This window comes from Enterobacter sp. BNK-29 (assembly GCF_048684785.1).
GTDB classification, from domain to species: domain Bacteria; phylum Pseudomonadota; class Gammaproteobacteria; order Enterobacterales; family Enterobacteriaceae; genus Enterobacter; species Enterobacter cloacae_M.
The window spans coordinates 436,116-457,118 of sequence record NZ_JBLQTU010000004.1 but is presented as its reverse complement, the minus strand read 5'-3'; the positions used below and the strand labels follow the sequence as shown (position 1 = coordinate 457,118).

At 56.5% G+C, this 21,003-nt stretch carries 19 protein-coding genes and 1 pseudogene; 14 read left to right on the top strand and 6 right to left on the bottom strand.

Features of this window, described 5'->3' with window-relative positions:
- Positions 1-2 precede the first annotated feature (2 nt).
- Both ansP and ACMGGX_RS21785 read right to left on the bottom strand, forming a co-directional pair.
- Positions 3-1,499, bottom strand: a complete 1,497-nt coding sequence (ansP, locus tag ACMGGX_RS21790) for an L-asparagine permease (protein ID WP_420298992.1) — start codon at positions 1,497-1,499, stop codon at positions 3-5.
- A 322-nt stretch (positions 1,500-1,821) separates the two neighbouring features.
- On the bottom strand, positions 1,822-2,718 hold the full coding sequence (locus ACMGGX_RS21785) for a LysR family transcriptional regulator (RefSeq protein ID WP_348561223.1): 897 nt from the start codon (positions 2,716-2,718) through the stop codon (positions 1,822-1,824).
- A gap of 112 nt (positions 2,719-2,830) precedes the next feature.
- On the opposite strand from ACMGGX_RS21785, the gene ACMGGX_RS21780 reads away from it, so the two are divergent.
- Positions 2,831-3,229: a cupin domain-containing protein gene (locus ACMGGX_RS21780; protein WP_023311976.1), complete on the top strand. Its 399-nt coding sequence runs from the start codon at positions 2,831-2,833 to the stop codon at positions 3,227-3,229.
- Here the strand turns inward: ACMGGX_RS21780 and ACMGGX_RS21775 are convergent.
- A complete protein-coding gene (locus ACMGGX_RS21775; RefSeq protein ID WP_045400023.1) occupies positions 3,226-4,761 on the bottom strand; it encodes a methyl-accepting chemotaxis protein in 1,536 nt (511 codons plus the stop codon). The genes ACMGGX_RS21780 and ACMGGX_RS21775 overlap by 4 nt on opposite strands.
- Before the next feature lie 345 nt (positions 4,762-5,106).
- Here ACMGGX_RS21775 and ACMGGX_RS21770 point away from each other — a divergent pair, with 345 nt between their 5' ends.
- The 11 genes and pseudogenes from ACMGGX_RS21770 to ACMGGX_RS21720 all read left to right on the top strand — a co-directional run bounded on the left by ACMGGX_RS21770 (position 5,107) and on the right by ACMGGX_RS21720 (position 15,385).
- On the top strand, positions 5,107-5,646 hold the full coding sequence (locus tag ACMGGX_RS21770) for an AAA family ATPase (protein ID WP_420298991.1): 540 nt from the start codon (positions 5,107-5,109) through the stop codon (positions 5,644-5,646).
- A 110-nt stretch (positions 5,647-5,756) separates the two neighbouring features.
- On the top strand, positions 5,757-6,758 hold the full coding sequence (locus tag ACMGGX_RS21765) for an LLM class flavin-dependent oxidoreductase (RefSeq protein ID WP_126795553.1): 1,002 nt from the start codon (positions 5,757-5,759) through the stop codon (positions 6,756-6,758).
- A complete protein-coding gene (locus ACMGGX_RS21760) occupies positions 6,755-7,876 on the top strand; it encodes a M20 peptidase aminoacylase family protein (RefSeq protein WP_039262859.1) in 1,122 nt (373 codons plus the stop codon). The genes ACMGGX_RS21765 and ACMGGX_RS21760 overlap by 4 nt, the downstream gene beginning before the upstream one ends.
- Positions 7,877-7,892: 16 nt before the next feature.
- Positions 7,893-10,156, top strand: a pseudogene (locus tag ACMGGX_RS21755) (NtaA/DmoA family FMN-dependent monooxygenase).
- A 9-nt stretch (positions 10,157-10,165) separates the two neighbouring features.
- Entirely contained in the window at positions 10,166-10,675 is a 510-nt protein-coding gene (locus ACMGGX_RS21750; protein WP_032656866.1) for a GNAT family N-acetyltransferase, read from the top strand.
- 9 nt (positions 10,676-10,684) lie between these two features.
- Complete coding sequence (locus ACMGGX_RS21745; RefSeq protein WP_420298990.1) at positions 10,685-11,611, top strand: amino acid ABC transporter permease; 927 nt, start codon at positions 10,685-10,687, stop codon at positions 11,609-11,611.
- A complete protein-coding gene (locus ACMGGX_RS21740) occupies positions 11,595-12,368 on the top strand; it encodes an amino acid ABC transporter ATP-binding protein (RefSeq protein ID WP_024909602.1) in 774 nt (257 codons plus the stop codon). The genes ACMGGX_RS21745 and ACMGGX_RS21740 overlap by 17 nt, the downstream gene beginning before the upstream one ends.
- A gap of 9 nt (positions 12,369-12,377) precedes the next feature.
- Complete coding sequence (locus ACMGGX_RS21735) at positions 12,378-13,265, top strand: ABC transporter substrate-binding protein (protein WP_181595038.1); 888 nt, start codon at positions 12,378-12,380, stop codon at positions 13,263-13,265.
- A 41-nt stretch (positions 13,266-13,306) separates the two neighbouring features.
- Entirely contained in the window at positions 13,307-13,924 is a 618-nt protein-coding gene (locus ACMGGX_RS21730; RefSeq protein WP_196366177.1) for a glutathione S-transferase family protein, read from the top strand.
- 37 nt (positions 13,925-13,961) lie between these two features.
- Positions 13,962-14,192: a tautomerase PptA gene (gene pptA, locus ACMGGX_RS21725; protein WP_023311964.1), complete on the top strand. Its 231-nt coding sequence runs from the start codon at positions 13,962-13,964 to the stop codon at positions 14,190-14,192.
- A 191-nt stretch (positions 14,193-14,383) separates the two neighbouring features.
- The gene (locus tag ACMGGX_RS21720; RefSeq protein WP_420298989.1) at positions 14,384-15,385 is read left to right on the top strand and encodes a Kdo(2)-lipid IV(A) acyltransferase; all 1,002 of its coding nucleotides are present in this window, start codon (positions 14,384-14,386) and stop codon (positions 15,383-15,385) included.
- Between the two features lie 45 nt (positions 15,386-15,430).
- On the opposite strand, the gene ACMGGX_RS21715 is transcribed toward ACMGGX_RS21720, so the two are convergent.
- Positions 15,431-17,116, bottom strand: coding sequence for an NAD-dependent malic enzyme (locus tag ACMGGX_RS21715; protein ID WP_420298988.1), 1,686 nt, complete (start codon positions 17,114-17,116; stop codon positions 15,431-15,433).
- Positions 17,117-17,148: 32 nt separating this feature from the next.
- Positions 17,149-18,096 carry an AEC family transporter gene (locus ACMGGX_RS21710; protein ID WP_023311961.1) on the bottom strand — a complete coding sequence of 316 codons (948 nt, stop codon included), beginning with the start codon at positions 18,094-18,096 and terminating at the stop codon, positions 17,149-17,151.
- A 404-nt stretch (positions 18,097-18,500) separates the two neighbouring features.
- On the opposite strand from ACMGGX_RS21710, the gene ACMGGX_RS21705 reads away from it, so the two are divergent.
- Complete coding sequence (locus ACMGGX_RS21705) at positions 18,501-19,832, top strand: 2-hydroxycarboxylate transporter family protein (RefSeq protein WP_033145663.1); 1,332 nt, start codon at positions 18,501-18,503, stop codon at positions 19,830-19,832.
- Between the two features lie 121 nt (positions 19,833-19,953).
- On the top strand, positions 19,954-20,595 hold the full coding sequence (locus ACMGGX_RS21700) for a DNA-binding protein (RefSeq protein ID WP_348561216.1): 642 nt from the start codon (positions 19,954-19,956) through the stop codon (positions 20,593-20,595).
- On the opposite strand, the gene ACMGGX_RS21695 is transcribed toward ACMGGX_RS21700, so the two are convergent.
- Positions 20,588-20,887 (bottom strand): ArsR/SmtB family transcription factor, encoded by a 300-nt coding sequence (locus tag ACMGGX_RS21695; RefSeq protein ID WP_029741089.1) that lies wholly within the window; start codon positions 20,885-20,887, stop codon positions 20,588-20,590. The genes ACMGGX_RS21700 and ACMGGX_RS21695 overlap by 8 nt on opposite strands.
- Between the last annotated feature and the right edge of the window lie 116 nt (positions 20,888-21,003).

The following is a 21,003-nucleotide window of genomic DNA, read 5'->3' as shown; positions in this document are numbered from 1 at the left end:
GCTTAACGCGAGGTTTCTTCCACCAGCGGTGCGTCGTGTTTTTCATCGTCGTGATGAACCGGCGCGGTGCTGTGAATTTCGTGAACGCGCTTACGCACGCCGAACCAGCCGGCAATCAGCAGCACGGCCAGAAGCGGAATGGTCGCGATGGTGTAGGTACCGTTCGGGTAGTCGAACGCCATCAGCACCAGCACGCTGAACAGGAACAGCAGGGTGAGCCAGGAGGTCACCGGTGCGCCCGGCATCTTGAAGCTCACATCAGCCGCTTTGCCTTCTTTGATCGCTTTGCGCAGACGCATCTGGCAGACCACGATGAAGGCCCAGGAGGCGATAATCCCCAGTGCAGCCACGTTCAGAACGATCTCAAATACGCGGGACGGCACCAGATAGTTCAGGAACACGCCAAAGACGTAAACCACCAGCGTTGCCAGAATCCCCGCATAGGGAACCTGCTGCTTGCTCATCTTCGACATGAACTTCGGCGCAGAACCGCCCATCGACATAGAGCGCAGGATACGGCCGGTAGAGTAAAGGCCTGAGTTCAGGCTGGAGAGCGCTGCCGTCAGGACCACGATGTTCATGATGCTGCCAACGTAAGGCACGCCGAGCTTAGAGAAGAAGGTCACAAACGGACTCTGACCGGCCTGATAGGCAGTCCACGGCAGCAGCAGAACCAGCAGCACCACGGAACCGACGTAGAACAGACCGATACGCCAGATCACGCTGTTAATGGCTTTTGGCACCATGGTCTGCGGATCTTTACATTCACCTGCTGCGGTGCCCACCAGTTCGATGGAGGCGAAGGCGAACACCACGCCCTGAACCAGGACCAGCGCAGGCAGCAGACCGTGCGGGAATAATCCGCCGTTATCGGTTATCAGATGGAAGCCGGTGGCATTGCCGTCCAGCGGCTTGCCGCTGCCGAGGAAGACGGTACCCACGACCAGGAACACCACGATGGCCAGCACTTTAACCAGCGCAAACCAGAACTCCATCTCCGCGAACCACTTCACGCCGATCATGTTCATGGTGCCGACAATCGCCAGCGCGCCAAGCGCAAAGACCCACTGCGGCACATCGCCAAACGCGCCCCAGTAGTGCATATACAGCGCAACGGCGGTGATATCGACAATACCGGTCATCGCCCAGTTAACGAAGTACATCCAGCCCGCAACGTAGGCCGCTTTTTCACCGAGGAATTCACGGGCGTAAGAGACGAAGCTTCCGCTGGAAGGGCGATGCAGTACCAGTTCGCCCAGTGCACGAAGAATAAAGAAAGAGAAGATCCCGCACACCAGATAGACCAGGGCGAGAGCCGGGCCAGCCATTTGCAGACGCGCACCCGCACCTAAAAACAGACCCGTTCCGATAGCGCCGCCGATGGCGATCATTTGAACCTGACGGTTGCCCATCGCTTTGTGGTAGCCCTCTTCGTGGGAGTTCAACCAGCGACGTTTAGCAGCATGATGATCGGCTGCGCTTTTATTGCTTGTTTTCATTGAGTTACCTGTTTGCCTGTCTGAACCATTATCGTGATAGTCCTGCCTGGCAGAGCGCAATACAAACGATTGCTTCTGCGCAAACACATGTCGCCTTCCCAGTCATTCTGCGTATGGATAAGGCGAAACATGGCGAGGCATCCTACCTGCAATTCATAAGCGACGCAAAATATAACCGTGCCGAAAGTGATGCACGTCGAAGGAAATCGTGTGGTCAGAGCAGACGGCGATCACAACACGCTGAATCGTGGTGAGTTTTTAGACAAAACATTCGGAGGGTTGATTATTTAATCATCAGATTTTCTTAATTATTACCAGGTGGTCAAGATTTTGACTGCTGGAGAGCATCTAACAGTAACCTGAAAGCGGTAGTGTGCTGGCGACGGCTCGGATAATAAAGGTGATACCCCTCGAAAGTAGGGCACCACGATTCAAGGACCCTGACGAGCCGTCCGTGATTAAGCGCCTCCAGAACCGACGCCTCCGGCACGTAGGCTAATCCGAGTCCATTCTCAGCGGCGTCGATGCGCTGCGGCAGGCTGCTCAGCGTAAGCTGCCCATCAACCCGAACGCGAAGCTCGCGCCCGTCGCGTTCAAATTCCCAGTGATACAGTCCGCCGCGCGTGGGCAGGCGCATGTTGATGCAGCGGTGTTCAGCGAGCTGCTCCGGCGTCTGCGGCACGCCAAAGCGAGCCAGATAATCCGTAGAACCGACCACGGCCATGCGCATGTCCGGCGCGATCCGTACCGCAATCATATCTTTTGCCACCTGTTCACCCAGGCGTACTCCCGCGTCGAAACGGCCATCCACGATATCCGTCAGGCCGTTATCTACCGTCACTTCGACGTTAATCTCAGGATACTGCACCATAAACGCCTTCAGGACCGGCCAGAGCACGGCGTCCATCGCGTGTTCGCCGGCGACGATGCGAACAGAACCTGCGGGTTTGTTGCGTGCGCTGCGAAGCGCCGTAAGCTCCTGCTCAATCTCAAGCAAATGCGGGCTTAAGCGCGTAAAGAGCTGCTCACCCGCCTGGGTGGGAACCACGCTGCGGGTTGTGCGGGTTAAAAGGCGAACGTCCAGTCGCGCTTCAAGCTTGCGCATGGCATGACTCAGCGCCGATTGCGAGACGCCCAGCTGCGCCGCCGCGCGCGTAAAGCTGCGCTCGCGGGCGACTACCATAAAAGAGAGCAGGTCGTTGAAATTATCTTTTAGCATCGCGATTGCCTCTATTTATGAATTTCAATCATATTTCCTATCTGATTATGCACGCTAATGCTCCGGATTGCTTTGCGCTACTGTTAACGCAACAGTAAACGAGGAGCATAAGATGAAAATTATCCGCAGCGGATCATTACCTTCAGCAAAAGGACCGGAAGCCTGGTTCACCGGCACCGTCCGCATTGACGCGCCATTTCAGGCGAGCGAACCTGCCAGCGTCGGCGGGGCAACCGTGACCTTTGAGCCGGGCGCGCGCACCGCGTGGCATACGCATCCCCTTGGGCAAACGCTGATTGTGACGCAGGGTCGCGGCTGGTTACAGGAGTGGGGCAAAGCGGCGGAAATATTGAATCAGGGCGATATCGCCTGGATCCCACCCGGCGTAAAGCACTGGCACGGCGCAAGCGCGCAAACGGCGATGACGCATATTGCCATCGCCGAATCCGTTAACGGCAGCCCGGTTGCATGGCTGGAAAAAGTCACCGACGAGCAGTATCCGAACGGCTAACCGCCAAAAACGGCAATCGCCTGCTGCAGGCGCGTGGTGCGCTGCGTCAGGTGATTCGCGGCGTGAGTGACGTTATCCACCATCCCCGTATTGTTGTGGGTCATTGCGCCGATACGGGAGATGGATGCGTTGATGAGCGTCAGCGCCTGGGTTTGCTCCTGCGTGGCGTGGCCGATCTCCTTAATCAGGGAGGAGACCCGCAGCACGTTGTCGATCATAACCGTCAGCTGCGTTTCGGTCTGTTCTACCTTCTCTACGCCTGCGTTGACGCTGGCGACGTTTTTCTCAATCAGCGCTTTGATCTCTTTCGCCGCCGTCGCGGAGTGCTGCGCAAGATTGCGCACCTCAGCCGCCACCACGGCAAAACCGCGCCCGGCTTCACCTGCGCGCGCCGCTTCCACGGCCGCATTCAGCGCAAGAATGTTGGTCTGGAAGGCAATACGATCGATAACGCTGATAATATCGACGATCTGGCTGTTATCCTGCGACACGGATTGCATCATACCGATGGTCTCTTTCATCATCGCTTCGCCGCGGTGGGCGCTGTCGCGAGTGCGATCCGCCATCTCCGTGGCTTCTTTCGCGGTTTCTGCCGTCTGCTCCACCGCGCTGGCGATCTCTTCTACCGCAGACGCGGTTTGCTGCAGAAAATCTGCGGTCTCTTCTGAACGCGTCTGCAGCGCCGCACCTTCTTTCGCGACCTGCTGGCTGATGGTGCCAATCCCGCTGATTTGCGCCCCGACATCGTCAACCAGCGAATTGAGGTTCAAACCTGATTGATTGACCAGACGCATCATCAGCCCGATGTCGTCGATCCTGTCAAAATGGTAATAGTCCGTTTTACGTCCTGAAACCACGCGCTGCATCTGTTGCACAATAGATTTTACCGGACGGGCGATCTGCGCATGAAGATAATAGGTCAGGGCAATAAACAGCAGCGCCAGACTTCCCGACTGCATAAGTTTATCAGGGAATAAATACACCGCCAGGCAGGAGAGTAACGCCGTCGTCGCAATACCCAGATGGATGCGTTTACTGGTGCTAAGACATTTAAAGAGCGACATAAACGAAAATAAGCCGCGCCGAACCAGTAACCCTTTATAAAAGCGGTAATGTTTTAATTCGTTATTACGCACTTTTGCATACAGTTTTTCACTGGCCGCAATCTCTTCCCGTGCGGGTATATTTCGCACGGAAATATAGCCCGTCAGGGATCCACCCTGCCAGACCGGCGTCACGTTAGCCCTTACCCAGTAGTGGTCGCCATTATGACGACGGTTCTTCACCAGCCCCGTCCAGGTCTCGCCTTGCTGCAGGGTATACCACATGTCGCCAAACGCTTCGGCAGGCATGTCGGGATGACGGATGAGGTTATGCGGCTCACCCAGGAGATGTTCTTCTTTATATCCGCTGGCTTCAATAAAAGCGGAATTAGCATAGGTAATATGGCTTTTGGTATCGGTGGTCGACATTAACGTCGAACCATCGTTAAGTAAATACTCGTTTTGTGTAACGGGACTGTTACGCCTCATGAGTAACTCCATGATGATGTGCAAGAATAAAAAATGCCCGGAAAAAGCTCCGGCAAGATTAATGTGATTATTTTTATATAACGGCCTGCTGCATATTCTCTCTGAAATTCTGACCGCCTGAAATACCCGTTGTTCATTATTTTTAATCTGTTAATGCTGGCGAATGTAATAAAAATGAAAATATTTTCAGGGGCGTATTCTGGAGTCGCTGCAAATAAACGACATAACCCAAACTGAAAGAGGGAGATCGTCTCTCAGGAAAAATTGCCATGCTGAAATAGCATTTCGTTAACAGGATGAAAACGCTATGATTTGGGCTGTTTTCGATAACACAGTGAGGCTGAGGTGAAAATTAACGTCATCGGGACCAGCGGGAGCGGAAAAAGCACGCTGGCGAAGCAGATTGCGACCGAACTGGCTATTCCCTATATCGAGATGGACAGACTCTACTGGCGACCTGACTGGCAGGGAACGCCGGACGATGTGTTTCAGAAAAAGCTGGAGCAGGCGCTGCTGGCTTCGCCAGACTGGGTGCTTGACGGCAACTATAACCGCACGCGGCCGGTGAAATGGCGTGATGTCGACGTTGTGGTGTGGGTGGATTATGGCTTTGCACGCACCCTCTGGCAGGCGGTCACCAGGGCAGTCAAACGCGCCTGGCATAAGCGCGAGCTCTGGCCCGGCACCGGGAACAAAGAGAGTTTCCGGCGCGCGTTTTTCAGCAGAGAGTCCATTCTCATCTGGACGATGAAAACCTGGCGTAACAACCGCACGCGTTATGAAGCCGATCTGCAAAACCCGCAGTATGGGCATATTCGCTTCGTCCGCATTACCCGGCGCGGGCAGGGGAAAACGCTGATTGCCGACTTAAAGTCTTATTCTTAGCATGGTTTTATATATCTGATTTCCGGCAAACTAAATGTAAATTAATTGTTTCTCAGTGGTGAAATGCGCCTTTAATAATGTCGACATGTTAAGTCAAACGAGAACGCAACATGTCATGGCGAATCAGCATTCTGGATAAAAGCCCCATCGCTGAAAACGAAACGGCTGCCGATGCACTGGCGCGTACCCTGGCGCTGGCGCAACAGGCAGAAAATCTGGGCTATCACCGCTTCTGGATTGCCGAACACCACAACACTCCCCACCTTGCCAGCCCCTCGCCGGAGCTGCTGATTGCCTGGATCCTCGGGCAGACAACGCGCATCCGCGTCGGATCCGGCGGCGTGATGCTCCAGCACTACAGCCCTTATAAAGTCGCCGAGAATTTTAACGTGCTGGCCGCGCTGGCGCCCGGCCGCGTGGATCTCGGCGTCGGAAAAGCCCCCGGCGGGCTGCCGCTCTCAACCCGCGCGCTGCAGCAGGGTCTGAATCAAGAGGAAAAGGGCAGCTTCGCCGAACAGCTGGCCCAGCTCGATCGCTGGATCCGTCCTGAGCATCAGTCTCATGAAGAGGCCGTTCGCGCCACGCCTCTGCCGCCGCTGCCTGCAGAGGGTTTCCTGCTGGGCGCGAGTATCGATAGCGCGCTGCTGGCCGCCGGGCTCGGCTGGCACTTTGTGTTTGCCGCGCATCTGAACGGTGACCCTGAGCTGCTGCGCGAGGTGGTCTCGACCTGGCGTAAGAACAGCGCGCGGGACGTGATTGTGGCGGTACAGGCGATTGTTGCGCCGACGCAGGCAGAGGCGGAAGCCCTGGCGCAAAAGGTCGAAGTGTGGGGCGTCGAGCTGGCAAACGGCCAGCGTGTCACCGTGGCCAGCGAAGAGCAGGCCTACGCCTTTGCGCGTCAGGCGGGCAGCGAGCCGGTGCGCATTGCACGTCGGGCGCAGTCGCTGCTGGCGGGTACGGCTGAGTCGGTGCTCGAACAGCTTAACGCCCTGCATGAAAAGTGGGGCATTGACGAATTTATCATCGACACGCCGGTAGCGGAGGGGGCAACGCGCGTAGCGTCGCTGCGCCTGCTTGCCGAGGCGCGTCTTAACAAGGAGGTCACCGTATGAGCTTTGGCGAACAGCTGATTGCCTGGCGTCGCGAGCTGCACCAGAACCCGGAGCTCTCCGGCCAGGAAGTGGAGACCACGACGCGCCTGCGCCAGTGGCTGACGAATGCCGGGATTACCCCGCAGCCTTACGACCTGTCTACCGGGCTGGTGGCGGAAATCGGCTCGGGCAACAAACTGATTGCGCTGCGGGCCGACATTGATGCTCTGCCGATTGAAGAGCGCAGCGGCGTGCCGTTTAGCTCCCAGCGTGCAGGCGTAATGCATGCCTGCGGACACGATATCCACACCAGCGTGATCCTCGGCGCCGCGTTGAAGCTGAAAGAGCGGGAAGCGTCGCTTAACGGCCGGGTGCGGATCCTGTTTCAGCCTGCCGAAGAGAACTTTGGCGGTGCGAAGAGCATGGTGCGGGCCGGTGCCCTGCGCGACGTCAGCGCCATCTTCGGCATGCATAACGAGCCCGGCCTGCCGGTCGGTGAGTTCGCTACCCGCGGCGGGCCGTTTTATGCCAACGTCGATCGCTTCGTGATCCGCATTACCGGTAAGGGCGCGCACGCCGCACGTCCGCACGAAGGTAACGACGCCATCGTGCTGGCGAGCCAGCTGGTAACGGCGCTGCAAAGCGTCGCCAGTCGCAACGTCAATACGCTGGATTCGGTGGTGCTGAGCGTGACGCGCATTGCAGGCGGTAACACCTGGAACGTGCTGCCGGAAAGCGTCGAGCTGGAAGGCACGCTGCGCACCCACCGCACGGAGGTGCAGCAGAACGTTAAAGCCCGCGTGGGCGAAATCGCCGCCGGGTTTGCCAGCGCCTTTAGCGCGCAGATTGACATCACCTGGTATGCCGGGCCCACCGCGCTGGTGAACGACGAGCGCTGGGCCGATTTCGCCACCTCGGTCGCCAGAGAAGCTGGCTACGAAACCCGGCACGCCGAGCTGCATATGGGCGGGGAAGATTTCGCGGTCTATCTGCAGCAGATCCCGGGGGCGTTTGTCAGCATCGGCAGCAACAGCCCGTACGGTTTACACCATCCGGCCTTCAATCCGGATGAGGCATTAATTGAGCCCGCTGCCCGCTATTTTGCACAGCTTGCGGAAAAAGCCCTGCAACACGTTTAATTCTTAAGAGGTGAATATGTCTGCACATCGTCAACTGCGGCTGGGGACCATTTTGCATGGTGCATCCGGAAATATGTCCGCCTGGCGTCACCCTGAGGCCGTCGCCGATGCCAGCATCAATTTTGACTTCGTCAAAGCGACGGCGTTAAAGGCGGAGGAGGGCAAACTCGATTTTTTATTCGTTGCCGACGGTCTCTATATCAACGAGAAATCGATCCCGCATTTTTTAAACCGCTTTGAACCGCTGACGGTGTTATCCGCTCTCGCCAGCATCACCTCGCGCCTGGGGCTGGTGGGAACCTTATCCACCTCCTACAGCGAGCCTTTCACCACGGCGCGACAGTTCGCCAGCCTCGACCACCTGAGCAACGGGCGCGCGGGCTGGAACGTGGTGACTTCGCCGCTGGAAGGATCAGCAAAGAACTTCTCTCGCGAAAAACACCCCGAGCACGCGCTACGCTATCGCATTGCGGATGAGTATCTCGACGTGGTGAAAGGGCTGTGGGATTCCTGGGAAGGCGACGCCTTTGTGCGCAATAAGGAGAGCGGTCAGTTTTTTGACCCGGCAAAATTGCATACCCTGGACCACCACGGTGATTTCTTCCAGGTCGCCGGGCCGCTGAATATTGGGCGAACGCCACAGGGGCGGCCGATTGTCTTTCAGGCGGGCGCGTCGGATGACGGGAAAAAGCTGGCGGCGAAACATGCCGACGCCATTTTTACCCATCACGAAACGCTCGACGAAGCGAAAGCCTTTTACCGCGACGTGAAGCAGCAGCTGGAAAGTAACGGACGCCGCGCGTCAGATTTACATATCTTCCAGGGCGTCAGCGTGATTGTGGGTAAAGACGCCGATGACGTGGAAAACCAGTATCAAACCACGGCGGCGCTGGTGTCGATTAACGATGCCCTCAACTACCTCGGACGCTATTTCGAACATCACGATTTCAGCCAGTATCCGCTCGACGAGCCGTTCCCGGATATCGGCGACTTAGGCAAAAACAGCTTCCGCAGCACCACCGATGAAATCAAGCGTAACGCCCGCGAGCGCAGCTTAACCCTGCGTCAGGTGGCGCTTGAAGCCGCCTCGCCGCGCCCGCGCTTTTCCGGTACGCCGGAAGAGGTGGCCGACGGCCTGCAGGCCTGGTTTGAAGGCTATACCGCAGACGGCTTCATCATTCAGGGCGGTACGCCGGACACCTTCCCGCGCTTTGTTGACCAGGTGGTGCCTGTTTTACAGGCGCGCGGCCTGTTCCGTACCGACTACCCGGGCACCACGCTGCGCGAAAGTCTGGGTTTAGACGAACCTAAAAACCAATACACACAACAATAAAAGAGAACCCCGCTATGCAGAAGACAACGCTTATTCTGGCGCTCGCGCTGGCCTTTACCCCTGCCGTCTGGGCAGAGAATGTGAATATTAACGGCACCGGCGTGAGCATCGAGGCCAATAAAACGCCGGTTAATACCGCTAAAAACAATGATGCGGTGGCACAGCTGCCGAAAGATTATCGCTTTGCCGTCCCGGGGAAATTTACCGTGGCGGTGGCGGGGCTCAATCAACCGCCGCTGACGGTGTTTTCCGATGATAACAAAACGCTGCTGGGAAGTGAGGTTGACGTCGCCCGTCTGGTCGCTGACAGCCTGGGGCTGGAGCTAAACGTGGTGCCGACCTCATGGGAAGACTGGCCGCTGGGCGTGGCCTCCGGGAAATATGATGCCGCCATCAGCAACATCACCGTCACCAAAGAGCGTAAAGAGAAATTTGACTTTGCCACATACCGCAAAGATTCCCTCGGGTTCTACGTGAAATCAACCAGCCCGATCAAGTCGCTGCAGAAGGCGGAAGACATCGCCGGGCTGCGGATTATCGTCGGCTCCGGCACCAACCAGGAGGCCATCCTGCTGGCCTGGAATGCCGAAAACCTGAAGAAGGGCCTGAAGCCCTTTACCCCGATCTACACCAAAGACGATGCGGCACAAACGCTGGCGCTGCAGTCCGGGCGCGCGGATGCCTACTTTGGTCCGAACGTGATTGGCGCCTGGAAAGCGGCGCTGAACGGGAAAACCAAACTGGTGGGTAGCGTCGACGGCGGCTGGCCGAAGGCGGCGCACATTGCGGTCACGCTGAAGAAAGGCAGCGGGCTGGTTGAGCCGGTGCAAACCGCGCTGAACGGGGTCATCAAAAACGGCGACTACGACAAAGTGCTGAACCGCTGGGGGGAAGGCGTTGAGCGTATTCCTCAGTCAGAAGTGAACCCGGCTGGCCTGGGCGATTAAGGAGGCGTGATGAGCGAACGATTTCGTGATGTTTCACCGGAAGACGCCGAGCTTCAGCCCATTATCGAAGGGCTGTTCGGTGAATATGCCGCCCGCTACGGGGACTACTTCTCCAAAGACGCGGAAGTTGAGCTTACAGAGTGGTATTTAGCGCCGCAGGGGCTGTTTATCGTGCTGGAGCGCGACGGGAAGATTATCGCCACCGGCGCGTACAAACCTTTCGACGAACGCACCGCGGAAATCAAACGCATCTGGACGGACAAAACCCTGCGTCAGCAGGGGCTTGCCGGGCGCGTGGTGCAGGAGCTTGAGCGCAGGGCGGTGCTGGCAGGATACAGCCAAATTTATCTGACAACCGGCTTTCGCCAGCCGGAAGCGGTACGGCTCTATCTCAGCCAGGGCTATCAGGCGCAGTTCGATCTGAACCGCGATCCGGAAGAGTACAGCCAGCCGCCGTTTGACGGTCGGCTGCGCTTCACCAAAACGCTGGTACGCGAAGCGTTCAGTAAAACCGCATGAGGAACGACGATGAGCAACGTTGAAACCATTAAGGTGGTCCCGGCGCGTTATCCGCTGCGGGCCGTCGGCGCCGCGGTGGCGCTGTTTGTCCTGGCGGTCGTGATTCAGTCCGTGGCCTTTAACCCGCGCTGGGAGTGGGCGGTGTTTGCCCGCTGGTTCTTTGACCCGGTGATCCTTGAAGGTGTCGGGCAGACCCTGCTGCTGACGCTGATCGGCGCCGCGCTGAGCGTGGTGTTTGGCGGCATGCTGGCGCTGGCGAGACTCTCTTCATCCTGGCTGCTGAGCAGCCTGGCGTGGGCCTATATCTGGCTGTTTCGGTCGCTGCCGCTGATCGTGGTGCTGATCATTCTCTACAACTTTTCCTATCTCTACGACACGCTCTCGCTCGGCGTGCCGTTCACCGGCATCACCTGGGGCAGCTTTGAAACCATCAACGTGCTGGGGCAATTTTCTACCGCCGTGGTGGGGCTCACCCTGGTGCAGAGCGCCTATACCGCCGAGATCATTCGCGGCGGATTCCTCGGGGTCGATCACGGTCAGTATGAGGCCGCCGCCGCGCTCGGCCTGCCGGCCTGGAGACGCACGGTGCGCATCATTTTGCCTCAGGCGCTGCGCACCATTCTGCCGTCGGGGTTCAATGAAATCATCAGCCTCGCCAAGGGCACGGCGATGGTGTACGTCCTGGCGATGCCGGAACTGTTCTATACCATCCAGATGATCTACAACCGCACGCAGGAGGTGATCCCGCTGCTGATGGTCGGTGCGGCGTGGTACCTGGCGATCACCACCGTCCTGTCCGCTATTCAGTATGGCGTCGAACGCGCGCTTGCCCGCAGCGAACGCCGCTCTGCCGTTAACCAGAACCGTGCCGTCCGTCGCACCCGTTCTGTCACCACCACGCCAGCACAGGAGCCCGTCCATGCAAGCCTCTCCTGAAGGACATATTTCGATTACCGGCGTCAGCAAGTTTTTTGGTCGCCATAAGGCGCTCGACAACGTTTCGCTTGAGATCCCCCCCGGGTCCGTGACGGTGATCCTCGGGCCGTCCGGCTCCGGTAAATCGACGCTGCTGCGCACTATTAACCACCTGGAGCGCGTCGATGAAGGCTTTATTCAGATCGACGGAGACTACATTGGCTATCGCCGTCAGGGCGACAGGCTGTATGAACTGAAGGAGAAGGAGATCCTCAAGCAGCGCGTCAACGTGGGCTACGTGTTCCAGAACTTCAATCTCTTTCCGCACCTCACGGTGCTGGAAAACCTGATTGAGGCGCCCATCGCGCATAAAAAGCTCAGCAAAAAAGAGGCGGTGGAAAGGGCGTACAGCCTGCTGGACGTGGTCGGGCTGCGTGATAAAGCCGATGCCTGGTCGCGCCATCTTTCCGGCGGTCAGCAGCAGCGTATTGCCATTGCCCGCGCGCTGGCGCTGCGTCCCCGCGTGATGCTGTTTGATGAGCCCACCTCGGCGCTGGATCCGGAGCTGGTGGGGGAAGTGCTGGACGTGATCAAAAAGCTGGCCCGGTCCGGCACCACGCTGGTGGTGGTGACGCACGAGATCGGCTTTGCCCGGGAAGTGGCGGATCAGGTGGTGTTTATGGTCGACGGAAAAATTGTCGAGCAGGGAAGCAGTGACGAGGTATTAAACCGTCCGTCACATGCCAGAACGCGCCAGTTCTTGTCAAAAGTGCTGTAAGGAGCGCCAATGAAATACGGACTTCTGGCGGGGCTGATCTTCACGACGGTGAGCCACGCCAGCATTGATTTGAAAGCCAACGAGCAGCCGCTGCCGGTGACGGTGGATCGGCAGGCCGTGGCGAAGATCCCCGCCAATTACAAATTCGTTGAGCCGGGTACGCTGACGGTCGCCGTTTCGGCGCTGAATTCTCCGCCGCTGGCGCTGCTGGCCAGCGATAACCGCACGCGCATTGGCAGCGACCCGGATATCGCCCGCCTGCTGGCGGGCAGCCTGGGACTAAAGCTGAAGCTGGTGCCGACGGCGTGGGAAGACTGGCCGCTGGGGATCGCCTCCGGGCGCTACGACGTGGCGCTAGTGAACATTGCGGTGACCGAACAGCGTAAAGAGAAGTTTGATTTTGCGACCTACCGCGTCGATTCGCTGGCGTTTTCTGTGAAATCCACCAGCGAAATTCAGTCAATCAAAAGCGCGGAAGATCTGGCAGGGAAAAAGGTGATTGTTGGCTCCGGTACCAATCAGGAACGCATCCTTTTGGGCTGGAACGAAGAGAACAAAAAGGCGGGAAGGGCGCCTGCGCTGCCGGTCTATCTCCACGACGATGCCTCGGGCAATCTCTATATTCAGTCCGGCAGGGCGGACGTGTTCTTTGGTCCGCAGTCGGTATCGGCCTATAAGGCTGCGCTCACGGGCAAAACCCGCGTCGTCGGTTTAGGGCCGAAAAAAGCCTATGTCGCGACCACCACCAAAAAAGGCAATGAGCTGGTGTACGCGCTGCAGGCCGCGCTGGACGGCGCGATTAAGCGGGGTGATTACCAGAAGGTGCTGGCGCGCTGGGGTGAGCAGGGCGAAGCGGTGGCGCAGTCGGAGGTCAACCCGCCTGGGATAACCTACTAATGGTGCTCTACACTTAGGGTTTTCATCCCGCAGGGGGCAACATGATTAAACTCTATGGCGTACCCGGCTGGGGCTCGGCGATCGGTGAAGTGATGCTAACCCTGGCTGATATCCCCTATCAATTTATCAACGTGGACGGGTTTGACCAGCCCGGCCCGCAGCGCGAGCTGCTGCAAAAGCTCAACCCGCTGTGTCAGGTGCCTACGCTGGAGCTGGAAAATGGCGCCATCATGACCGAAACGGCGGCGATTGCCCTGATGGTGCTCGACAGATGCCCCGATCTCGCGCCGCCCGTGGGGCAGGCCGAACGCCAGCAGTTTCAGCGTCTGCTGATCTGGTTTGTGGCTAACGTCTATCCCACATTTACGTATGCGGACTATCCCGAACGCTGGGCGCCGGATGCGCCAGAACAGCTGCAGAAAAACTGCATCGAATACCGGAAGTCCCTCTATTTGTGGTTCGAAACTCAGCTCAAGGCCGCCCCGTTTGCGTTGGGGGAACGGCTGACGCTGCTGGATGCGTATATCGCGGTGGCGCGAACCTGGGGACCTCGCCATGACTGGTTTGCGACCAATACGCCGAGGTTTACGGCTATTGCGGACACCGTATGCCAGCTGCCGGAACTGCACAAGGTGTTAAAGGCCAACGATATTATCTGATAACGTGGAGCCCTGACTCACAACTGGAAGCCTGCATATGCCACACGTAGATATCAAATGTTTTCCCCGCGATTTGAACGACGAACAAAAAGCCGCACTGGCCGAGGATATTGCTGAGGTCATTATTCGCCATTTCAACAGCAAAGACAGCTCGGTGTCCGTTGCGTTGAATCAGGTGAACCAGGAGGACTGGAAAGCGCAGGTCTGGGATACCGAAATAGGACCGAAGCTGGACGAATTAATCAAAAAGCCAGGCTATTCAATGTAAGCACAATTGCCGGGGGGACTCTCCTCCCCGGTTTTTCCCCGCCTCGTCTTCCCGCTTTTCGCAAAAATCGATAAAAATGCGTTTTATCTTATCCGTTACACTTTACGTTTCTGGCTGACAGCCCATCAATCCTTAGGAAAGATCTCAAACAGAATCAGTTAAGGACAGACACGTTAAAGGATAATTTTCTCATGACAAAATTACCCCGTTTTTCACTCGCCTTTCTTCATCCCCGTTACTGGCTAAGCTGGGCCGGCATTGCCGCACTGTGGCTTATCATGCTGCTCCCTTATCCAATTCTATTCAGAATCGGTCATGGCCTGGGTCGACTGGCGATGCGCCTGCTTCCGCGCCGCGTCGAGATTGCCCGCCGCAACCTGGAGCTCTGTTTTCCGGAGATGAAAAAGGATGAACGCGAGTCGCTGCTGCAGCGTAATTTTGAATCGGTAGGAATGGGGGTGATCGAAACCGGAATGGCATGGTTCTGGCCTGCATGGCGGGTGCGGAAATGCTTTACCGTGACGGGTTATGAGCACATGGAAAAGGCCAGGGCGCAAGGAAAGGGCGTAGTGCTGGTGGGGATGCATTTTCTGACGCTTGAGCTGGGCGCGCGGATATTTGGCATGCTTAACCCCGGTATTGGGGTGTATCGTCCCAACAATAATGCGCTGCTGGACTGGCTGCAGACGCGCGGACGCCTGCGCTCAAATAAAACCATGCTCGATCGCCATGATTTAAAGGGCATGATCCGCTCGCTGAAGCAAAATGAGATTTTGTGGTACGCCCCGGACCATGACTATGGCAAAACCAATAGCGTCTTTGTGCCGTTTTTTGCGGTTCCGGATGCCGCCACGACCGCGGGGAGCTATATGCTGGTCAAAAGCGCTAAGCCTGCCGTCATTCCCTTTGTGCCGCGCCGCAGGGCGGACGGCACCGGCTACGAACTGATTATTCTGGAGGATATCAGCGAGGCGCTGCAGGGGGGAGATAAAGAATCTGTTGCGACGCAGATGAACAGGGCGATTGAGCAGGCGGTACGGATGGCGCCAGAACAGTATATGTGGCTGCACCGGCGCTTCAAAACGCGTCCTGAAGGTCAGCCTGACCGGTATGCCCGCCGCAAGAGCGTGGCACCAAGGGCTGATATCCTGTCTGCCGCCGATCTTTCTGACCGGTCGGGCGTCCAGCACTGAGGCAGTGATTCTGCCCTCACCGTGCAGTGAGGGCAGGATCGAGGCTTACAGCGCAGATCTGCGGTACGGCGCATAGTCCGCCTGCCACCAGGTCTTCTCGATACGCGCCATCAGCGTCTCATCATCTATCGCCGGAGCCACGCCCTGTTCAATCGCGGCCCGGGCGACGGCGACGGCAATCTGGCGTGAAACCGTTTCAATCTGATCTACCGGCGGCAGCAATCCGCCTTTTTCCGCGGTGACCAGCGGAGACTGCGCGGCCAGGCTGCGGCTTGCTGCCATCAGCATCTCTTCCGTCACCCGGCGCGCGTTGCAGGCCAGCACGCCCAGCCCCAGGCCCGGGAAAATATAGGCGTTGTTACACTGAGCGATCTCGTAGTGTTCATTCTCCCAGAATACCGGGGCGAACGGGCTGCCGGTGGCCACCAGCGCGGCACCCTGGGTCCAGGCGATAAGATCCTGCGGCTGGGCTTCCGCCCGCGAGGTCGGGTTCGAGAGCGGCATGATGATTGGGCGCGTACAGTGGCGATGCATCTCTTTAACAATCTCTTCGCTGAACAGCCCCGGCTGGCCCGAAACGCCGATCATCACCGTAGGATGCGCGTTCTTCACCACGTCCAGCAGGGAAATATTCTTCGCGTCTACCTGCCAGCTGCAAACGGCGTCGCGCGCGGTAAGCAGGTTTTTCTGGAAATCGAGCAGGTTGGTCATGTCGTCGGTCAGCAGGCCGAAGCGATCGACCATAAAGATCCGACTGCGCGCTTCCGGCTCGGTCAGGCCGTCATCCACCATCAGCGCCACAATTTTTTCAGCTATCCCGCATCCGGCAGAGCCGCTGCCCAGGAAGACCACGCGCTGGTCGCGAATGCGCGTGCCCGCCGCATGTGCCGCCGCCATCAGCGTACCGGCGGTCACGGCGGCCGTGCCCTGGATATCATCATTGAAGCAGCACAGCTGGTCGCGGTAGCGCTGGAGCAGCCTGGTGGCGTTTTTCTGCGCGAAGTCTTCAAATTGCAGGAGCACACTGGGCCAGCGCGCTTTAACGGTGCTGACAAACATATCCATAAACTCAGCGTACTGGTCGTCGCTGATGCGCGGGTGGCGCCAGCCCATGTACATCGGGTCGTCGAGGTGTTGCTGATTATTGGTGCCGACATCCAGCATAATCGGCAGGGTAGAGGCCGGATGGATCCCTCCGCAGGCGGTATACAGCGACAGCTTGCCAATTGGGATGCCCATTCCGCCGATACCTTGATCGCCAAGCCCTAAAATACGTTCCCCGTCCGTCACCACAATCACGCGAACGTCGTTGCGCGAAAAGCTTTGCAGCATCTCATCAATACGATGGCGATTCGGCCATGAAATAAACAGGCCGCGCGCGCGTCGATAAATCGTAGAGAAATGCTCGCAGGCTTCACCGACCGTCGGGGTATAGATAATCGGTAACGTCTCTTTCAGGTGCGAACGCAGGAGGTTATAAAAAAGAGTTTCATTGGTGTCCTGAATATTTCGCAGATATACATGACGCGAAATATCGCTTTTAAAATGACAGAACTGCACCCAGGCGCGCTCGGTTTGTTCCTCAATCGTTTCAACGTTGTGCGGCAATAACCCATGCAGATTAAAATTGTCACGCTCTTCTTTAATAAATGCGAGCCCTTTATTTAGCAGCGGATTTTCCAGCAATACGGCCCCGTTATAGGGGGTGTACAGAACTTCTTTCCGGGACATGGTTAACTCCTGATTTTTTTATATAAAGCGGATTAAGAAATAAAATAGATCATAATGCCTTCGGTCACGACCCCGACGGCAGTGCCAATTAATATGGAAGAGGATGCGGTATCAATATAGGTATCGCTGCGTAAGGCAAACATCCCCGCGGCAATAGCGGAAGGCGTTGCGCCAATAATAACGACCTGCTGCAGTAAGGTATGGCTCAGGCCAAAGGCGATCCCCGCGGCGGCCATCATTGCCGGCTGAATAAGGTTTTTAATACTGATATTGGTAAACGTCTGCACGTTCAGTTTTGGACGCTCACCGTAAAACAGCAGGCCGAGGGCAAACAGGGACAGCCCGCCTGAAACTTTGCCAACCATTTCGATGGGCATGCTGAGAATGGACGGTATCTGCACGCCGGCCAGACTGAGCAATACGCCGGAGACCGGGATCCAGACGATAGGATTGCGTGCCGCCTTGATGAGGTTTTGCACGATCATCGCGCCCGGGTGCAGCGCCTCCAGGCCATCTTGACCGTTTTTATCACCCATACGAATCAGGACGATAGTCAGAGGGATCATGATAACGCTGGTAATAATATTGCCAATCAGCACGCCGATAAATCCTTCCGGCCCAATCAAGACCGCCAGGACCGGTGCGCCAAAGTAGGCCATATCGGGAAAGGCGCAAACCAGAGACTGAATGGCGCTGGTTTTGATATCGTGGCGAAAAACGTAGCGCGAAATAAATAGCGTCAGTAAATACGACCCCATTAAACCGACAACTAAAACGGCCATAAAGGTCAGGTTCTTAATTTTATTGGGATCGGTATGCAATGCACCGATAAAAAGATGGAAAGGAAGGGCGAAACGAATCACCACGGTTGCCATGACGTTTGCATCTTCACGCCGGGAATATCCCAGCTTTCCACTTAGCCATCCAAGTAACATTATAAAGACGAGCGGAAACAGTGACTGTAATAGTAATGAAGGCATAGTATTTCCTGTAGGGTATTTTATGTGTTTTATTGCAGCGCTAATCTAGCGCTTAGAAAGAGGGGCAGGAGTGACAAGGGTCACACTCTCTCTGGTTTTATTAATTTCAAAAAGATTGCATTAGTTGGATAAGTAATACTTCCGTCAAATCTTGATAAGACGCAAAAAATCAGTGTTAGCCGTTATAAATAACTTTAGTTACTTAATGCTGAATTAAGTTATTTAAAAGCAAAGAGCCAGATTGTTCACATTTCTACCCGCAGGCCCGTGATAATTTCATCGTGAGCCTGTTTTTAGAAAAGGCCATCTAAGTCTTTATTTATATTTAAGAACATTTATTCGTATCAGGAATAGTTTCAGTTATTCCTTTCTCTGTTTATCCGAACACAAATTCAGGTGATTATATGAAAGATAATCCTGTACCGACTTCTGAACTGTCGACCTCGCGTTTTGCCTTTGGGCTCAACAATACCGAGGTGGGCACGGTCCCGTTGATGCTGTTCGTCGGGATTGCCGCGATTGTGGCGACGTCCGCCTGGGCAGGGCTGCTGCCGAAAAATATGATAGGTGGACTCGCGGTCATCATGACCCTCGGTTTCGCCTTTGCCAAAGTGGGGCGTCAAATTCCGGTGCTGAAGGATATCGGCGGCCCGGCGATCCTGTGCCTGATGGTGCCCTCCGTGCTGGTCTATTTTGGCGTATTCGGGAAACATACCCTTGATACCGTGCATCTGCTGATGAAAGAGGCGAACCTGCTCTATTTCGTCATCGCCTGCCTGGTGGTCGGCAGCATTCTGGGGATGAACCGGGTGCTGCTGATTCAGGGGATGATGCGCATGTTTGTACCGCTGGTGGCGGGGACATGCATGGCCGTGCTGAGCGGCCTCATTGTGGGCTCACTGTTTGGTTATACGCCTTACCACACCTTCTTCTTCATCATTGTGCCCATCATCGGCGGCGGGATCGGCGAGGGGATTTTGCCGCTGTCCCTGGCCTATTCGGCAATACTGGGGCAAACGCCGGACGTCTACGTTGCGCAGCTGGCACCCGCTGCGGTCGTCGGGAATATCTTTGCCATTATTTGTGCGGGCTCGCTGGCGCGTCTCGGCGCGAAACGTCCTGCGCTTTCGGGAAATGGCATGCTTACGCGGAGTAAAGACGACGCCAGCCTGTTTGCCGGGGCGCAAAGCACGCAGCAGACGGATTTTCATCTGATGGGGGGCGGATTGCTGATGGTGTGCGCGTTTTTCATCGTCGGCGGATTGTTTGAAAAACTAGTCCACATTCCCGGCCCGGTGCTGATGATCCTGATTGCCGTTCTGTGTAAATACTTCAGGGTGATCCCGGCCTCAATGGAGCAGGGCGCGCACAGCTGCTATAAATTCGTCTCGGCTGCGCTGGTCTGGCCGCTGATGATCGGCCTCGGGATGTTATACGTGCCGCTTGAGAGTGTGGTGTCGGTCTTCTCGGTGGGATACGTGGTGGTATGCGGTTCGGTCGTGATTGCGATGGCGCTGAGCGGCTACTTTATCGCGTCGCGTCTGAATATGTATCCTGTGGAAGCGGCCATTGTGACCTGCTGCCACAGCGGGCTGGGCGGAACGGGGGACGTGGCCATTTTGTCCGCGTCTAACCGGATGTCGCTCATGCCGTTCGCGCAGATTGCCACCCGCATCGGCGGCGCGTCGACGGTGATTTTCGCCACGCTGCTGATGGGCTGGATTATGGCGCACTGATCCGAAACGTCAGGATGCTGAATCGCAACGACATTTTCAGGTTGCCGCTGCGGTTCAGTCCTTTATAAAACTCACCGCGCTGTATAGAATTACCGCATCCACAGCGACGGGATACCACACGATGACCGGAAGAGTTGATTATCAGATTGAAAAATATCTCCTTACCGAAGCCGCCGAGCCGGAGCGCCTGACGCGCCAGTGGGCAGAGGTGATGGAGGAGTGTCGTGAGCAACAGTCCGGTGCTGAGGAGCGGCTGCGCCTCGCGCTGCTTAATGTGGATTACGTCACCAGCTTCGAGCTGCCCTTCAGGCTGCTCCTTACCCGTGCGCCCCAGCTCATAGACGTTGTCAGAAAAGAGCTTCAGCTCAGTCAGAAAAATGTTCTGTTTAACGGCAAGCGCTTTGGCTGCGTCTATAGCCTGAAAAGAGATCTGGACGGAATACCCGACGAGTTTACCTATCAGCTGAAAACGCGGATCCAGCGCAGTGACGCGACGGGATGTAATGAATTACCTTACAGGCAAATTGCTCAGCAGGTTAAAGCCCCCCGCGAACGACTTAAGCTGGCGCTGGAAAATGGGTTAGCGGTAACGGCACTCGACGGGCTTTTCTGGTTTGGCATTCAGCGCATCGCGGCCGATGTGCAGAGATTACGCAAAACAGGGATGAGGATCGTGACGTCCGACGCCGAGGTGTTTGATACGCTCACCAAAACTACCCGGCGGATCCCGGTCTATCGCCTGGAAGGGACTGAAATTATTTAACCTGCAGCAGTATCTCCATCAGCCCTGGAAAACGGGCATCCAGATCGTCTCGGCGTAACGAAATCATGTTCTCCCGCCCCTGCGGGCGCTGCCAGATAACACCGCTGTCGCGCAGTACGCGCCAGTGGTGCGTCATTGTCGACTTTACTACATCCTCCGGGCGCAGCGCGTTACAGCTGAGTTCGCTGCCATCGGCCAGCCGGCGTATGATCGACAGCCGGAGCGGATTTCCGAGGGCAAACAGCACATTTTCCAGCAGTATTTGTTCAGTTTCAGGGTGGTTTGGGATCATCGTTTTCCTGCGTTTGGCGTCAGATTGAGCTATATCAACAATAGGTCAACCGTTAAAAAATAGTTCGATAATACTCGTACAATAGGACTATTATAGCAAACGAACGAATGCACGAC

Excerpts from the sequence above, each read along its gene's own strand:
- ansP (WP_420298992.1), bottom strand. The coding sequence starts at position 1,499 with ATGAAAACAAGCAATAAAAGCGCAGCCGATCATCATGCTGCTAAACGT.
- ACMGGX_RS21785 (WP_348561223.1), bottom strand. The coding sequence starts at position 2,718 with ATGCTAAAAGATAATTTCAACGACCTGCTCTCTTTTATGGTAGTCGCC.
- ACMGGX_RS21780 (WP_023311976.1), top strand. The coding sequence starts at position 2,831 with ATGAAAATTATCCGCAGCGGATCATTACCTTCAGCAAAAGGACCGGAA.
- ACMGGX_RS21775 (WP_045400023.1), bottom strand. The coding sequence starts at position 4,761 with ATGAGGCGTAACAGTCCCGTTACACAAAACGAGTATTTACTTAACGAT.
- ACMGGX_RS21765 (WP_126795553.1), top strand. The coding sequence starts at position 5,757 with ATGTCATGGCGAATCAGCATTCTGGATAAAAGCCCCATCGCTGAAAAC.
- ACMGGX_RS21760 (WP_039262859.1), top strand. The coding sequence starts at position 6,755 with ATGAGCTTTGGCGAACAGCTGATTGCCTGGCGTCGCGAGCTGCACCAG.
- ACMGGX_RS21750 (WP_032656866.1), top strand. The coding sequence starts at position 10,166 with ATGAGCGAACGATTTCGTGATGTTTCACCGGAAGACGCCGAGCTTCAG.
- ACMGGX_RS21745 (WP_420298990.1), top strand. The coding sequence starts at position 10,685 with ATGAGCAACGTTGAAACCATTAAGGTGGTCCCGGCGCGTTATCCGCTG.
- ACMGGX_RS21740 (WP_024909602.1), top strand. The coding sequence starts at position 11,595 with ATGCAAGCCTCTCCTGAAGGACATATTTCGATTACCGGCGTCAGCAAG.
- ACMGGX_RS21735 (WP_181595038.1), top strand. The coding sequence starts at position 12,378 with ATGAAATACGGACTTCTGGCGGGGCTGATCTTCACGACGGTGAGCCAC.
- ACMGGX_RS21730 (WP_196366177.1), top strand. The coding sequence starts at position 13,307 with ATGATTAAACTCTATGGCGTACCCGGCTGGGGCTCGGCGATCGGTGAA.
- pptA (WP_023311964.1), top strand. The coding sequence starts at position 13,962 with ATGCCACACGTAGATATCAAATGTTTTCCCCGCGATTTGAACGACGAA.
- ACMGGX_RS21720 (WP_420298989.1), top strand. The coding sequence starts at position 14,384 with ATGACAAAATTACCCCGTTTTTCACTCGCCTTTCTTCATCCCCGTTAC.
- ACMGGX_RS21715 (WP_420298988.1), bottom strand. The coding sequence starts at position 17,116 with ATGTCCCGGAAAGAAGTTCTGTACACCCCCTATAACGGGGCCGTATTG.
- ACMGGX_RS21710 (WP_023311961.1), bottom strand. The coding sequence starts at position 18,096 with ATGCCTTCATTACTATTACAGTCACTGTTTCCGCTCGTCTTTATAATG.
- ACMGGX_RS21705 (WP_033145663.1), top strand. The coding sequence starts at position 18,501 with ATGAAAGATAATCCTGTACCGACTTCTGAACTGTCGACCTCGCGTTTT.
- ACMGGX_RS21700 (WP_348561216.1), top strand. The coding sequence starts at position 19,954 with ATGACCGGAAGAGTTGATTATCAGATTGAAAAATATCTCCTTACCGAA.
- ACMGGX_RS21695 (WP_029741089.1), bottom strand. The coding sequence starts at position 20,887 with ATGATCCCAAACCACCCTGAAACTGAACAAATACTGCTGGAAAATGTG.